Genomic DNA, 13071 nt, shown 5'->3' with positions numbered 1-13071 from the left:
CGCGGCTTTCACCGGCGTTTTCCGGTACAATGCTGCCCAATGAGCTCCCCAATCAACCTGTTTGCGACCGTCCCGAAGCGGTCTAGCCGCGCTGCCTCTGCGCCTTTTCTGCCGATGTCCCGCGCCGAAATGGACGCGCTCGGCTGGGATTCGTGCGATGTCATCCTCGTCACCGGCGACGCCTATATCGACCACCCGAGCTTCGGCATGGCGCTGGTCGGCCGCCTGCTCGAGGCGCAGGGCTATCGGGTCGGCATCATCGCCCAGCCGGACTGGCTGTCGGCCGAGCCGTTTCGCGCGCTCGGCAAGCCGAACCTGTATTTCGGCGTCACCGCCGGCAACATGGACTCGATGGTCAACCGCTACACGGCCGACCGCAAGATCCGCTCCGACGACGCCTACACGCCCAACGGCGAGCCGAACAAGCGGCCCGACCGCACCGTCACCGTGTACGCCCAGCGCGCCCGCGAAGCCTACCCCGACGTGCCGGTCATCATCGGCTCGATCGAGGCGTCCCTGCGCCGCATCGCCCATTATGATTACTGGTCCGACAAGGTGCGCCGCTCGGTGCTGCCCGATTCGAAGGCCGATCTGCTGCTGTTCGGTAACGCCGAGCGCGCGCTGGTCGACCTGACCAACCGCCTGGCGGCCGGCGAAAACATCCGCGACATCCGCGACCTGCGCGGCACCGCCTTCATGGCGCCCGCCGGCTGGCTGCCGGGCGACGACTGGAGCGTGGCGAACTCGACGCGCGTGGACGTGCCCGGCAAGGTCGACGCCCATCACGATCCATACGCGATGGCCCAGGAAGACAAGACAGCCTGCGCCACCGACAACGCCGCCGCCGCGCCGGACGTGATCAAGCCGATCCGCATCATGTCGCGCGAAGAGCGCCTGGCGCTGGCCAAGGAAAAGCACGACAAGACCGTGGTGCGCCTGCCGGCCTACGACGTCGTCAAGGACGACCCGGTGATGTACGCGCACGCCTCACGCGTGTTCCACCTGGAAAGCAATCCCGGCAACGCGCGCGCGATGGTGCAGGCGCACGGCGAACGCGACGTCTGGCTCAACCCGCCGCCGTTGCCGCTGGCCATGGACGAGATGGACGGCGTGTATGACATGAACTACGCGCGCGCGCCGCACCCGAGCTACGGCAAGGCGAAAATTCCCGCGTGGGACATGATCCGCTTCTCGGTCAACATCATGCGCGGCTGCTTCGGCGGCTGCACCTTCTGCTCGATCACCGAGCACGAAGGGCGCATCATCCAGAGCCGCAGCGAGCCGTCGATCCTGCGCGAGATCGAACACATCCGCGACAAGACAAAAGGTTTCACCGGCACCATTTCCGACATGGGCGGCCCGACCGCCAATATGTATCGCCTGGCCTGCAAGGAAAAGACGATCGAGGAATCGTGCCGCCGCCTGTCGTGCGTGTACCCGACCATCTGCGTCAACCTCGGCACCGATCACAGCAAGCTCATCTCGCTGTATCGCAAGGCGCGCGCCATTCCGGGCATCAAGAAAGTGCTGATCAGCTCGGGGCTGCGCTACGACCTGGCGGTGCGTTCGCCCGAGTACGTCAAGGAGCTGGTGACCCACCACGTCGGCGGCCTGCTGAAAATCGCGCCGGAGCACACCGAAGAAGGCACCTTGTCGAAGATGATGAAGCCGGGCATCGGCGCCTACGACGAGTTCAAGGCGATGTTCGACAAGTTTTCGCTCGAAGCGGGCAAGAAGCAGTACCTGATTCCTTACTTCATCGCCGCCCACCCTGGCACGACGGACGAGGACATGCTGAACCTGGCGCTGTGGCTGAAGAAGAACAACTTCAAGCTCGACCAGGTGCAGACCTTCATGCCGACGCCGATGGCGATGGCGACGACGATGTACCACTCGCGCAAGAATCCGCTGAAGAAAGTGACGGCCGATTCCGAAGTGGTCGAGACTGCCAAGAGCGGCAAGGTGCGGCGCGCGCACAAGGCGTTCCTGCGCTACCAGGACCCGGCCAACTGGCCGATCCTGCGCGAGACGCTGGTCAAGATGGGCCGTGGCGACCTGATCGGCAATGGCGACAAGCACCTGGTGCCGAGCTGGCAGGCGTCCGAAGACGGCGGCCTGGCCGCCGGCGAGCGCAAGCGCCAGACGTCGGGCGCCGGCACGCTCGACAAGTTCGCCGCGGCGCCCAAGCGCGTCAGCGCGCGGACGATTGCGCCGACGCCGTTCATCGCTCCCGAGTCAAAGGTGCGGCCGTCGATCCTGGCGACCATCAAGACCAAGCCGAAGGCCGCCGCGGCGCCGCAGCAAAAAGGCCGCGCCGGCCGCAAGTAAGTGCCAACTCGCGCCGGGTGCAACGCCCGGCGCGCGATATGCCGTTTTCGCCGTGACCCGGGTCAAAATTAGAATTCCCGCACTAAATCAAAACACCCCTTCCAAATTCCGTGTGATATAGTTCTTTACGGAAACACATGGTATGATTTATGCATCTGTCTCAGCGTCGGATCGCACCCACGATTCGTGCAGTCCAACGGCCCCGTTGTTGCCAAAAAATTAGCAACAGGCTCGCCCCACCCACGAGGAATGGCAGTGATCGATATCAGGACCTTTATGCTGGTGCTCGCCATCGGCAATATTGGCTTCGCCATGCTGGTGGCTGGCTATGCGCGTTCGGCCCCCATGCCCCCGGCGCTGCGCGTGTGGGCCTGGGCCAAGGTGGTGCTCGGTTGCGCCCACTTGCTCGGCTGGCTGTATCCCGACCTGCCTTACTTTGTCGTGCCGCTGTTCGCCAATACCGCCATGATAGTCGGCACCGCCCTCGAACTGGCCGCGTATTGCATTTTCTTCCGCTTCGCTGGCTGGAAGCCGGTGCTGGTGCCGTGCACGCTGCTGGCGATGTTGATCTTTCATAGCGCCCGCTACGGTGGGGCGTCGAGCAACCAGGCGATGGTGCTGATGTCGATCATCATCGCGCTCTACACCGGCGCCATGGCGTGGATTCTGTTGCGTCCCGACAAGAGCTATTCGCTGTTGCGACGCTTGATCGGTGTCAACGACCTGATCTTCTTCTGCGCCATCAGCCTGCGCGGCTACACCGGCATGGTGCAAGGCCAGATGACGATGTTCACGCCGGGGTTGGTCAACAGCATGACGTTCGTCGCCGGTTTCCTGCTGATGATCGTCAACAGCTTCGGCTTCCTGCTGCTGTGCAAGGAGGACGACGACCGCACGATGGCGCTGCTGGCCACCACCGACAGCCTGACGGGCCTGGTGAACCGCCGCGCCTTCTTCGAGCGTACCGACAGCGCGCGCCTGCTGGCGGCACGCCTGCGCAGCCCGATCTCGCTGATGATGATCGACATCGACCACTTCAAGAAGCTCAACGACCGCTTCGGCCATGCCACCGGCGACGAAGCGCTGTGCGTGTTCGCCGACACCGCCCGCACTGCCTTGCGCGAGCACGACATCATGGGCCGGCTCGGTGGCGAGGAATTTGCGCTGGTGCTGCCGGGCACCGACCTCGAAGGCGCCAAGCAGGCCGCAGAGCGGCTGCGCAGCGCGGTGTCGGCGGCCGTGCTGCCCACCAGCGGCAACCAGTACACGATGACGGTGAGCATCGGCGTGGTGGTGATCGGCCCCAACGAGCATATCAACTCGGCGCTGGCGCGCGCCGATCACGCGCTGTACGCGGCCAAAAGCGCCGGGCGCGACCGCGTGGAGATCGGCGCGCCAAGCCTGCACGTAGCCTGCTGACCGATGCGGCGCCGATGCCACAGCGGCGGCGCGCCGATTGGCCGCTGAGGGTCGCGCTCTGCCGCGCAGCCTGTTATATTCTTCAGTATTCACGCGCAGTTAGCGCCGCCCACCATTTCGACCAAGGATTTTCCATGACGTCTCACACCCTGCGCGGCGCCCTCCTCGCCGCCGCCCTCGGCGTCGCCGTGCATGCGCACGGCGGCAGCTTCACCTCGTCGGCGTCGTCCGCCGGTTCGGCCTCCAGCGGCAGCGTGTCCGACTCGTTCCAGGGATCGAGCAACAGTTCGACCGGCGACAACCGCCGTGCCGACGGCAACTACCAGATCATCGACATCGACCAGACCCCGGGGCGCGCCGGCAGTACCCGCGTTGCCATGCAGGCGGGCGATCCGCAGCAGCGCATCGTGCTCGACCTGCCGCAGGCCGTGTTCGCCGCCCAGGGGCTGACGCGCGGCGACATGATCCACGCGCAGAACCGTTCGTACGGCATCGAGTTCGCCCGCGCCGACACGCGCCAGGCATTCTTCCTCGTGCTCGAAGACAAGATCTACAACGAACTGGCGCCGCGCAAAGTCGCGTTGTGAAATTTGCCGCACTGCTGGCGCTGGCAGGCTTGATTGCCGCCGGCGGCGCGCAGGCGTCCTCCGGCACATTGTCGCCGGCGTTTTGCGACCGTACGCAGCCGCTGACGGCCAGCCAGCAAGACAAGCTGCTGCGCTTTGCCGCGGTCGTGCGCGAGGAGCTTGGCCAGGATGGCGGCGACGCCGCACTGGTGAGCCGCTCCGGCCTTGACCTGTCGCGCTTTCAGATTCGTTACTCCCATACCGCGGTCGCCTCGCGCGATGGCGCCGGCGTCTGGTCGGCGCGCCAGCTGTACTACGCTTGCGACGAGCGGCGCCCGCGCATCTTCGACCAGGGCGTGGCCGGCTTCGCGATGGGCATCGACAATCCCGCGCTTGGCTACGTGTCGATCGTGCGGCTGCCGGCCGTTGCTGGCGCAACGTTGCGTCAGGCCGCGCTCGATACGCCGCGCGTGCTCGACCTGGTGGCGGCCGACTACAGCGCGAATGCGTATGCGTTCAGCGTGCTTTACCAGAACTGCAACCAGTGGGTGATGGAGATGCTGGCCGTGGCGTGGGGTGACCTGGCCGCCGGCGACGGTTTGCGCTCGCGTGCGCAGGACTGGCTGCGGCTGGTGCAGTACGAGCCGGAGCCGATCGCAGTCGGTTCGCGCTTGCTGATGATGGCTGCAGCTTTCGTGCCGTTTCTGCACCTTGACGACCATCCGGCGGAAGATCGCGACGCCATGCTGCTGCGCGTGAGCTTGCCGACCACGGTGGAAGCGTTTGTGCGCGAGCGGGTGGCCGGCAGCGAGCGCATCGAGCTATGCCACGATGGCCGCCAGGTTGTCGTGCACCGCGGCTGGACGCCGATCGCCGAAGGCTGCAAGCCGGGCGAGGGCGACCGCGTGGTGCCGCTGGATTAGGGTTCTAGCGGTCTGACCAGCTCAAGTCCTGACCCCTGGCCAGACGTACGTATCCAGATCAAGCACGCACGCCACACTTAGCTGCGGATCCAGGTGGCTGGTCAGCACGATGCACGTTTCTCTGGCCGCCGCGCGCTGTTCCAACTCCTCGCGCAGATAGGCCATGCCGGCCGCGTCCAACCCGTTAAACGGTTCGTCGATCAACAGCAGCGTCACCGGCAACGCCAGCGCGAGCGCCAGCTGCAGCTTCTTGTGCTGGCCCAGCGACAGCGTGGTGAGCGCCTGCGACAGCACGTCCATGATCCCGAACGCCGCCAGCTGCGCCTTGAGCGCCTGCCCGCGCGTGGCCGGATACAGCGCCAGGTGCAGGTCGATCCACTCCGTCACCGTCAGCCACGGCAGGTCGGGGCTCTCGCCGCCGCAGTAGAAGCTGGAGAGCCGGTATGCCAGCGGCGCCCGCGCGCTGTCCACGCCGTTCATCGCGATACTGCCGGCCGCCGGCGCCAGCGCGCCCGCCAGCAGCTTCAGCAAAGTCGTCTTGCCCTTGCCGTTGGCTCCGCGCAGCCAGGTGATGCCCGGCGCCAGCGCGACCGAAAAGCCGGCAAACACCGGCCGCGTGTCGAAGTGAAAACGCAGTCCCTCCACCTTCAGTTCCATATTTCGCTTCCTACCGCAGTGAGTATGACGATCGACGCGACCACCAGTCCGACCCGCGCGCGCGGGTTGAAGCGGGGGATCGCCACCAGCAGCAAGGGCGCCACCACGGCCAGCGTGAGATACACACGTCCCGCCGTCCGGTCCCAGATGCCGACGGCCAGTCCGGCGCCGAACAACAGCGTGAGCGCCAGCAGCACCGGTGCCAGCGTGAACGCGCGCGCGCCCAGTTCCAGCGCGCGCCGCCGCAACGGCCAGGCCGCCATAATCGGGCGCACCACGCCAAGCTGTTCGCGCACTGCTTTGTCGCCGCGGTCGGCCAGCAGAATTAGTGCGGCGCTGGTGGCCAGGTCGAGTACTGCGCGCGGGATGCCGGCCGGCGCCATCGTCCATGCCAGCGCGCTGCCGACTGCGCCAAGCAGCAGCAACGACTGCTGCCATCCGATGACGTTATCGCCGCGCCAGAAAGGCAGCCAGAACAAGCGGTGCCAGAGATACACGGTGCGCGGACGCCACGGTTCGCCGAAAGAGGTAGCGGCGAGCCGGCGCGGCGGCGGGCTTGGACGCGGGCCGCGCGCGCGCAGGTTCAGCATCGCGCCCGAAAAGGCGCAGGTGACGGCGAAAGAGAAAGCGGTCGCGGGCAAGGCGCGTTCGGCAAGCAGCCATTCGGGGCCTTGGAGCATCCAGATCGCGGCGGACACCGCGTATGCCAGCGCGAGCGGTCCTGCCAACATGGCGGCCACCAGCGCATCGGCCGCCAGCGCTGTGCGGCGCGGGATCGGCAATGGATGCATCGCGTGCACCACGTCCTGCGGCAGCACGCGCCGGCGCAGCAGGAACAGCGGCGCGCTCATGGCGACGCCGTGCGCGAACAGCAGCGGAATCGATTGATAAAAGGGGAGGGCGCTGGCGGCCATCGGCGGCATCGCGATCAGCGCGAACAGGCCGATCAGTACCTGGCCGAATACCAGTACGACGATCTCGCCGGAGCTTTTGAAGCTGGCGATGAAGTCGGCCAGCGCGTGGCGCGCCAGGCGAATCCGAAACGTCACGTATGCGTGGGCCAAGGTGTGCCGATCTGATTGCACGACGACGTGCATATGCGGTGAAATCCACAATAGAAAAAGGGCCCGACGAATCGGGCCCTTATCTTCAATGCTGGCGGAGCGGACGGGACTCGAACCCGCGACCCCCGACGTGACAGGCCGGTATTCTAACCAACTGAACTACCACTCCGTATTACTCTGATCGGTACCGCTGATCATGAATCAGTCTCTGATTTGGTGGGCGCTGAGAGGCTCGAACTCCCGACCTAAGCCTTGTAAGGGCTCCGCTCTACCAACTGAGCTAAGCGCCCGCACACTTCTAATCAGATCTGCTTCAGACGTTTGTCACCACGTCTTAAGAGGCCCGAATCATATCTAGTAATTTCACAGCGCGCAAGGCCTTTTTGTTCGGCCCGCGCTTTTTTATTCGACTATCCCCCACTGCGACAGCATCCACGCCATCTGGAATGCCCCCTCGCGAATGGCGTCATAACGCCCCGACGCGCCGCCGTGTCCAGCGCCCATGTTGGTTTTGAGCAGCAGCGGATTGCTGTCGGTCTTGTGCGCGCGCAGCTTGGCCACGTACTTGGCCGGCTCCCAGTACATCACCTGGCTGTCGTTCAGGCCGGTCGTGACGAGCATCGCCGGGTACTTCTTGCGCTCGATATTGTCGTACGGCGAGTAGCTGCGCATGTAGTCGTACGCCGCCTTCTGGTTCGGGTCGCCCCATTCGAGGTACTCGCCGGTCGTCAGCGGCAGTGACGCGTCCATCATCGTGTTCATCACGTCGACGAACGGCACCGCCGCGTGCACCGCGCGAAACAGGTCCGGACGCATGTTCACAACCGCGCCCATCAGCAGGCCGCCGGCGCTGCCGCCTTCGATGATCAGGCGGTCCGGCGACGTCCATTTGTTCTTCACCAGAAATTCGGCGCTGTCGATGAAGTCGTTGAAGGTGTTCTTCTTTTTCATCAGCATGCCGTCCTCGTGCCAGTGCTCGCCCATGTCGGTGCCGCCGCGGATGTGCGCCTGCACGTAGATGACGCCGCGCTCGAGCAGGCTGATGCGCTTGCTGGCGAACGTCGCCTCGGTCGAATAGCCGTATGAGCCGTACGAATACAGCAGCAGCGGCGCCTTGCCGTCGAAGCGCGTGCCCTTGCGGTACACCGCCCACAGCGGCACCTTGACGCCGTCGCGCGCGGTGACCCACATGCGGCGCGTGACGTAGCGCTTCGGATCATGGCCGCCGACCACTTCTTCGCGCTTGAGCACGGTGCGCGCGCCAGTGGCCATGTCGACGTCGAGCACCGTCGGCGGCGTCACCGGCGACTGGTACGACACGCGGTAGGCGCCGGCGGAAAATTCAGGTGTGCCGGCGCCGCGCGCCAGGTACACCGGGTCGTCGAACTTCACGCTCTTCCAGGTCTTCTTGCCAAAGTCGTAGATGCGCATGCGGTTCAGGGCATGCGTCTTTTCGCTGACCACCAGGTAGTCGCGGAACGCTTCGACGTTTTGCACCAGTACCTTGCCATCATGGCGCAGCAGCGGCTTCCAGTTCTGCTGCTGCGGCGCGCTGGCCGGCGCGGTTACCACGCGGAAGTTCTTGGCGTCCTTGTTGGTCGTGATGAACAGCTCGCCGTCGCGGTGGTCGACGCGGTAGCGGTGACCCTTTTCGCGGCCCAGCGAAACGAACTCGCCCTGCGGCTGGCCGGCTGGCAGCAGTCGAACTTCGCTGGTGTCGGTGGCGCCGATGTCGAGCCGGATGAATTGCTTGTCGCGTGTGGCGGCCACCTGCAGGGCGAACTGCTCGACCGGCTCGTGGTATACCTGCACCGGCGCGCTGCCCAGCTTCATGCGCAGCAGGCGGTCGCCGCGCTTGGTGGTAGCGTCTTCCTGCACGAAGAACAGGGTCTGGTTGTCGGCCGCCCATGCCGCGCTTTGCACGCGCGGCGCGCTGTCGGGCAGCAGCTGGCCGCTCTTCAGATCCTTGACGAACAGCGTGTACTGGCGAAAGCCGGTGGTGTCGGTGGCATACGCGAGCAGCCGGCCGTCCGGGCTGACCAGCACGCTGCCCACGGCGAAGTACTGATGTCCCTCGGCCATCTTGTTCTGGTCGAGCAGGATTTCCTCCGGCGCGGCCGGGTCGTAGGCCATCTTGGCGCCGGCCGGGCGGCGGCAGATGATCTGGTACTGCTTGCCCGCTTCGAGGCGGTTGTAATAGTAGTAGTCGCCCCTGCGGGTCGGCACCGACAGGTCGATCTCCTGCATGCGTCCCTTGATCTCGGCGTACAACTTGTTCGACAGCGGCGCGATGGCGGCCGTCATCGCGTCGGTGTAGGCATTTTCGGCATTCAGGTGGGCAATGACGTCCGCGTTTTCCTTCTTTTGCAGCCAGCGGTAGTCGTCGGTGACAACCTCGCCGTGGCGCGTTTCCTGCCAGGCAGCCTTGGCGGCGACCGGCGCGACGGGGGTGTCGGCAGCGCCGGCGCCACCGGCGGCGAGCGCGAGGGCGGCGAAGATGGTTGAAATGGTCGAGATGGTCGGGTGGGACACGTACGCTCCTGGAAAGAGTTGTTGTGATCGTTATCATATCGCGCGCCGCAAGGCCAGCGATGGAAAAATAGTGTTGTTTGCGAATCTTTCGTCTAGATAAAGTCCTTGCACCTCATGGGTTGCCTGTTCGAAAATAGCGGCCATCTGAGTCTGGCAATGTAAAGACATCCCAAGGATGCGCGTCAGCGGGCAGGAGACAAGGCACGGTCACTTCATCGCACGCAATTTTTCCAGGAAAACTCATGATCAAGATCTCCAAGATGCACCAGCGCGTACTGCGCGCCCACGGCGCCATGCTGGCCCTGACGGCCATGCTGCCGGTCGGTTCCGCGCTGGCCCAGGCCGTTGCCGCGCCAGAGCTGCAAAGCGTTACCGTCACTGCCCAGCGCCGCACCGAAAACATCAAGGAAGTCCCGGTCTCGGTCACCCAGATCAAGGGCGAGAAGCTCGACGTGCTGGTGTCCGGCGGCGAAGACATCCGCGTGCTGGCCGGCAAAGTGCCGAGCCTGAACGTGGAATCGTCGAATGGGCGCACCTTCCCGCGCTTCTACATCCGCGGCTACGGCAATACCGATTTCAACACCTTCGCCTCGCAGCCCGTTTCGCTGATCTACGACGACGTCGTGCAGGAAAACCCGATCCTGAAAGGCTTCCCGATTTTCGACCTGGCCGGCGTTGAAGTGCTGCGCGGCCCGCAGGGCACGCTGTTTGGCCGCAACACCCCGGCCGGCGTGGTCAAGTTCGAATCCGAAAAGCCGAACATGCGCAAGATCGAGGGCTACTACAACGGCACCGTCGCCTCGCACAACGCCATCAACGTCGACGGCGCCATCAACGTGCCGCTGTCGGACCAGTGGGCGATGCGTTTTTCGACCTTGCGCCAGCACCGCGACAACTACGTCGACAACTATGCGGACCCGGCGTTCAGCGTCAAGCGCGGCGAACTGGACGGCTACAACGAACACGCCGAGCGCCTGCAGCTGCTGTACGCACCAAGCACGACCTTGTCGGCGCTGTTCAACGTGCACCAGCGCACGACGACCGGCAGCTCGCGCCTGTTCCGCGCCAACCTGATCAAGAAGGGCACGAACGACTTCGCCGACGGCTTCGACGCCGACCGCGTCGTCACCAATGCGCAGAATTACCAGAACCTGAAGACCAGCGGCGCCGGCATGCGCCTGTCGTGGGACCTCGGCGCCGTCAAGCTGTACTCGATCAGCGGCTTCGAGCAGGTCAACCGGTATCTGAGCCGCGGCGACATCGACGGCGGCACGCCGGCCGGCCCTGGCTTCATCCCGTTCCAGGTCGAGACCGCCGGCGGCATCAGCGGCGTCAAGCAGTACACGCAGGAGTTCCGCGCCGAGTCGAAAGTTGCCGGTCCGCTCAACTGGCAGGCTGGCCTGTACTACTTCAATGAAGACGCCAACGGTTACACCGACAACTTCAACAGCACCACCGGCGCGCAGACGTCGCACCTGGCCAGCCACCAGGACAACACCGCGTGGGCGGCGTTCGCTTCCCTCAACTACGCCATCAGCGATGCCTTCACGGTGCGCGGCGGCGTGCGCTACACCAACGACAAGAAGGACTTCAACACCGTGTCGGCGGTCAACGTGGTGCAGATCGGGCCAGGTTCGGTCAGCACCAGCAAGAGCAAGGCGAACTGGGACCTGAGCGCCACCTACAAGCTCAACAAGGACGTCAACGTCTACGCGCGCGCCGCCACCGGTTTCCGCGCGCCGAGTATTGCCGCCGCTTCGGCGTCGGTGCCGATCACGGTGGCCGATGCAGAAACGATCGTGTCGGTCGAAGCCGGCGTCAAGGCCGACCTGTTCGAGCGCCGCGGCCGCGTCGCCTTCAGCGTCTACGACTTCAGCGTCAAGAACCAGCAACTGACGGTCGTCGGCGGCAGCTCCAACGTCAATCGCCTGATCAATGCGGCCAAGACCAAGGGCCGCGGCGCCGAGCTCGATTTTGAAGCCTACGTCAGCAGCGACTTCAAGGTCACCGCCGGCGGCAGCTACAACTTCACCGAGATCAACGACGCCAGCCTGTCGGTCAACAAGTGCGGCAGCTGCACCGTCACCGATCCGCTGAACGCGGCCGGCCGCGTCGTCATCGACGGCAACCCGTTGCCGCAGGCGCCGCGCTGGACCGTCAACGCGACCGCGCGCTACCAGTGGCCGCTGGCCGATGGCCAGCTCTACGTGCTGACCGACTGGTCGTACCGCAGCAAGATCAACTTCTTCCTGTACGAAGCGGTTGAGTTCAGCGGCAAGCCGCTGACCGAAGGCGGCCTGCGCCTCGGCTACATCTGGAACAGCGGCAAGTACGAAGTGGCCGCGTTCGGCCGCAACATCACCGACACGCGCCGCATCACGGGTGCGATCGACTTCAACAACCTGACCGGCTTCATCAATGAGCCGCGCACGGTGGGCGTCCAGTTCAAGGGCAACTTCTAAGCAGTCGCGTTTCAGCAAAAAAAGGCCGCGAGCGATCGCGGCCTTTTTTTATGCTGGGGTCAGGTCTGACATTCGGACATTTTGCTGGGGTCAGGTCTGACATTCGGACATTTTGAACTGATCGGCTACCGCTGCGCTCCAATGAGGCATACCTCAACTAAGGAGTCCGTCATGACCAGGCCGCTTCGACTCGAATTTTCTGGTGCCATCTATCACGTCACATCCCGCGGAGACCGGCAGGAGCCGATCTTTCGCACCGACGGCGATCGGCACGCCTGGCTGGGAGTACTTGCCACCGTCTGTGCACGATTTCGCTGGAACGTACACGCGTTTTGTTTGATGGGCAATCACTACCATTTATTGGTCGAGACTCCTGATGGCAATTTAGCCCGCGGAATGCGTCAGCTGAACGGGGAGTTCACGCAGCGTTTCAATTTCCGGCATCGCATCGTTGGCCACCTGTTCCAAGGGCGCTACAAGGCGATCCTGGTGCAACGCCAGACTTACTTGCTGGCGCTCAGCCGATACGTTGTGCTCAATCCGGTTCGCGCCGGGATGGTCACCTCCGCCGACCTATGGCCCTGGAGCAGTTACTCAATGACGTGTTGCGATGCGCCCGCACCCGAATGGCTTGATACCCATTGGTTGCTGAGCCAGTTTGGCGAAGAGCGTGGCGCCGCCGTGCATGCATATCGCGATTTCGTTGCCAGCGGTCGTGGCGCAGCCAGCCCCCTTCTCGGCACTCGTCATCAGCTCGTGCTCGGTGACGACGCATTCGTCAAACGATTTTACGCTGGCGAAATGCTGACTCACAGGACTGAGACGTCGCGGACTCAGAAGAGGGGAGTTGCTCTGGCGCTGCATGAATACCGTGGCAATTGCGCTACCGCTGGCGAAGCAATGGCGAGGGCATATCTCAGCGGGGCGTACACGATGCCCGAAATTGCCGAGCACTTCACAGTGCATTACAGAACCGTCAGCCGTGCTGTGAAGAAATTCGAGGCGGACTCATGTGCCTTACGAAGCCCAAGTCCGCCGGAATGTCCGAATGTCAGACCTGACCCCAGCCAAATGTCCGAATGTCAGACCTGACCCCAGCGTTAAATATCGATCAAGCATC

9 protein-coding genes and 2 tRNA genes are annotated in these 13071 nt (G+C 64.3%); 6 read left to right on the top strand and 5 right to left on the bottom strand.

What is annotated here, in order from left to right; genetic code table 11:
- Positions 1-39: 39 nt before the first annotated feature.
- The 4 genes from CR105_RS00490 to CR105_RS00475 all read left to right on the top strand — a co-directional run bounded on the left by CR105_RS00490 (position 40) and on the right by CR105_RS00475 (position 5236).
- On the top strand, positions 40-2328 hold the full coding sequence (locus CR105_RS00490) for a YgiQ family radical SAM protein (protein WP_099786473.1): 2289 nt from the start codon (positions 40-42) through the stop codon (positions 2326-2328).
- A gap of 255 nt (positions 2329-2583) precedes the next feature.
- Positions 2584-3747 (top strand): GGDEF domain-containing protein, encoded by a 1164-nt coding sequence (locus CR105_RS00485; RefSeq protein WP_099786885.1) that lies wholly within the window; start codon positions 2584-2586, stop codon positions 3745-3747.
- Between the two features lie 134 nt (positions 3748-3881).
- The gene (locus CR105_RS00480; protein WP_099786472.1) at positions 3882-4334 is read left to right on the top strand and encodes a hypothetical protein; all 453 of its coding nucleotides are present in this window, start codon (positions 3882-3884) and stop codon (positions 4332-4334) included.
- A complete protein-coding gene (locus tag CR105_RS00475; protein WP_099786471.1) occupies positions 4331-5236 on the top strand; it encodes a DUF2145 domain-containing protein in 906 nt (301 codons plus the stop codon). Before CR105_RS00480 ends, CR105_RS00475 begins: the two co-directional genes overlap by 4 nt.
- 21 nt (positions 5237-5257) lie before the next feature.
- Here the strand turns inward: CR105_RS00475 and CR105_RS00470 are convergent, their stop codons facing one another.
- From CR105_RS00470 to CR105_RS00450, 5 genes are all read right to left on the bottom strand, one after another.
- On the bottom strand, positions 5258-5893 hold the full coding sequence (locus tag CR105_RS00470) for an ABC transporter ATP-binding protein (RefSeq protein ID WP_099786470.1): 636 nt from the start codon (positions 5891-5893) through the stop codon (positions 5258-5260).
- The gene (locus tag CR105_RS00465) at positions 5884-6942 is read right to left on the bottom strand and encodes a hypothetical protein (protein ID WP_131501999.1); all 1059 of its coding nucleotides are present in this window, start codon (positions 6940-6942) and stop codon (positions 5884-5886) included. The genes CR105_RS00470 and CR105_RS00465 overlap by 10 nt, the downstream gene beginning before the upstream one ends.
- 107 nt (positions 6943-7049) lie before the next feature.
- A tRNA-Asp gene (locus CR105_RS00460) sits at positions 7050-7126 on the bottom strand.
- Between the two features lie 45 nt (positions 7127-7171).
- A tRNA-Val gene (locus tag CR105_RS00455) sits at positions 7172-7247 on the bottom strand.
- A gap of 112 nt (positions 7248-7359) precedes the next feature.
- The gene (locus CR105_RS00450; RefSeq protein WP_099786468.1) at positions 7360-9489 is read right to left on the bottom strand and encodes a S9 family peptidase; all 2130 of its coding nucleotides are present in this window, start codon (positions 9487-9489) and stop codon (positions 7360-7362) included.
- 242 nt (positions 9490-9731) lie between these two features.
- Between CR105_RS00450 and CR105_RS00445 the strand changes: the two genes are divergently transcribed.
- Together CR105_RS00445 and CR105_RS00440 are read left to right on the top strand one after the other, a co-directional pair.
- Complete coding sequence (locus tag CR105_RS00445; RefSeq protein ID WP_099786467.1) at positions 9732-11951, top strand: TonB-dependent receptor; 2220 nt, start codon at positions 9732-9734, stop codon at positions 11949-11951.
- Positions 11952-12122: 171 nt separating this feature from the next.
- Positions 12123-13043, top strand: a complete 921-nt coding sequence (locus CR105_RS00440) for a transposase (RefSeq protein WP_099786884.1) — start codon at positions 12123-12125, stop codon at positions 13041-13043.
- Positions 13044-13071: the final 28 nt, after the last annotated feature.

The sequence above is a fragment of the Massilia eurypsychrophila genome, from assembly GCF_002760655.1.
Taxonomy (GTDB): domain Bacteria; phylum Pseudomonadota; class Gammaproteobacteria; order Burkholderiales; family Burkholderiaceae_D; genus JAFCUW01.
This window is presented reverse-complemented; position numbering and strand designations above follow the sequence as displayed.

Coding starts and splice junctions, on each gene's coding strand:
- CR105_RS00440 (WP_099786884.1), top strand. CDS start 12,123: ATGACCAGGCCGCTTCGACTCGAATTTTCTGGTGCCATCTATCACGTC.
- CR105_RS00470 (WP_099786470.1), bottom strand. CDS start 5,893: ATGGAACTGAAGGTGGAGGGACTGCGTTTTCACTTCGACACGCGGCCG.
- CR105_RS00480 (WP_099786472.1), top strand. CDS start 3,882: ATGACGTCTCACACCCTGCGCGGCGCCCTCCTCGCCGCCGCCCTCGGC.
- CR105_RS00445 (WP_099786467.1), top strand. CDS start 9,732: ATGATCAAGATCTCCAAGATGCACCAGCGCGTACTGCGCGCCCACGGC.
- CR105_RS00490 (WP_099786473.1), top strand. CDS start 40: ATGAGCTCCCCAATCAACCTGTTTGCGACCGTCCCGAAGCGGTCTAGC.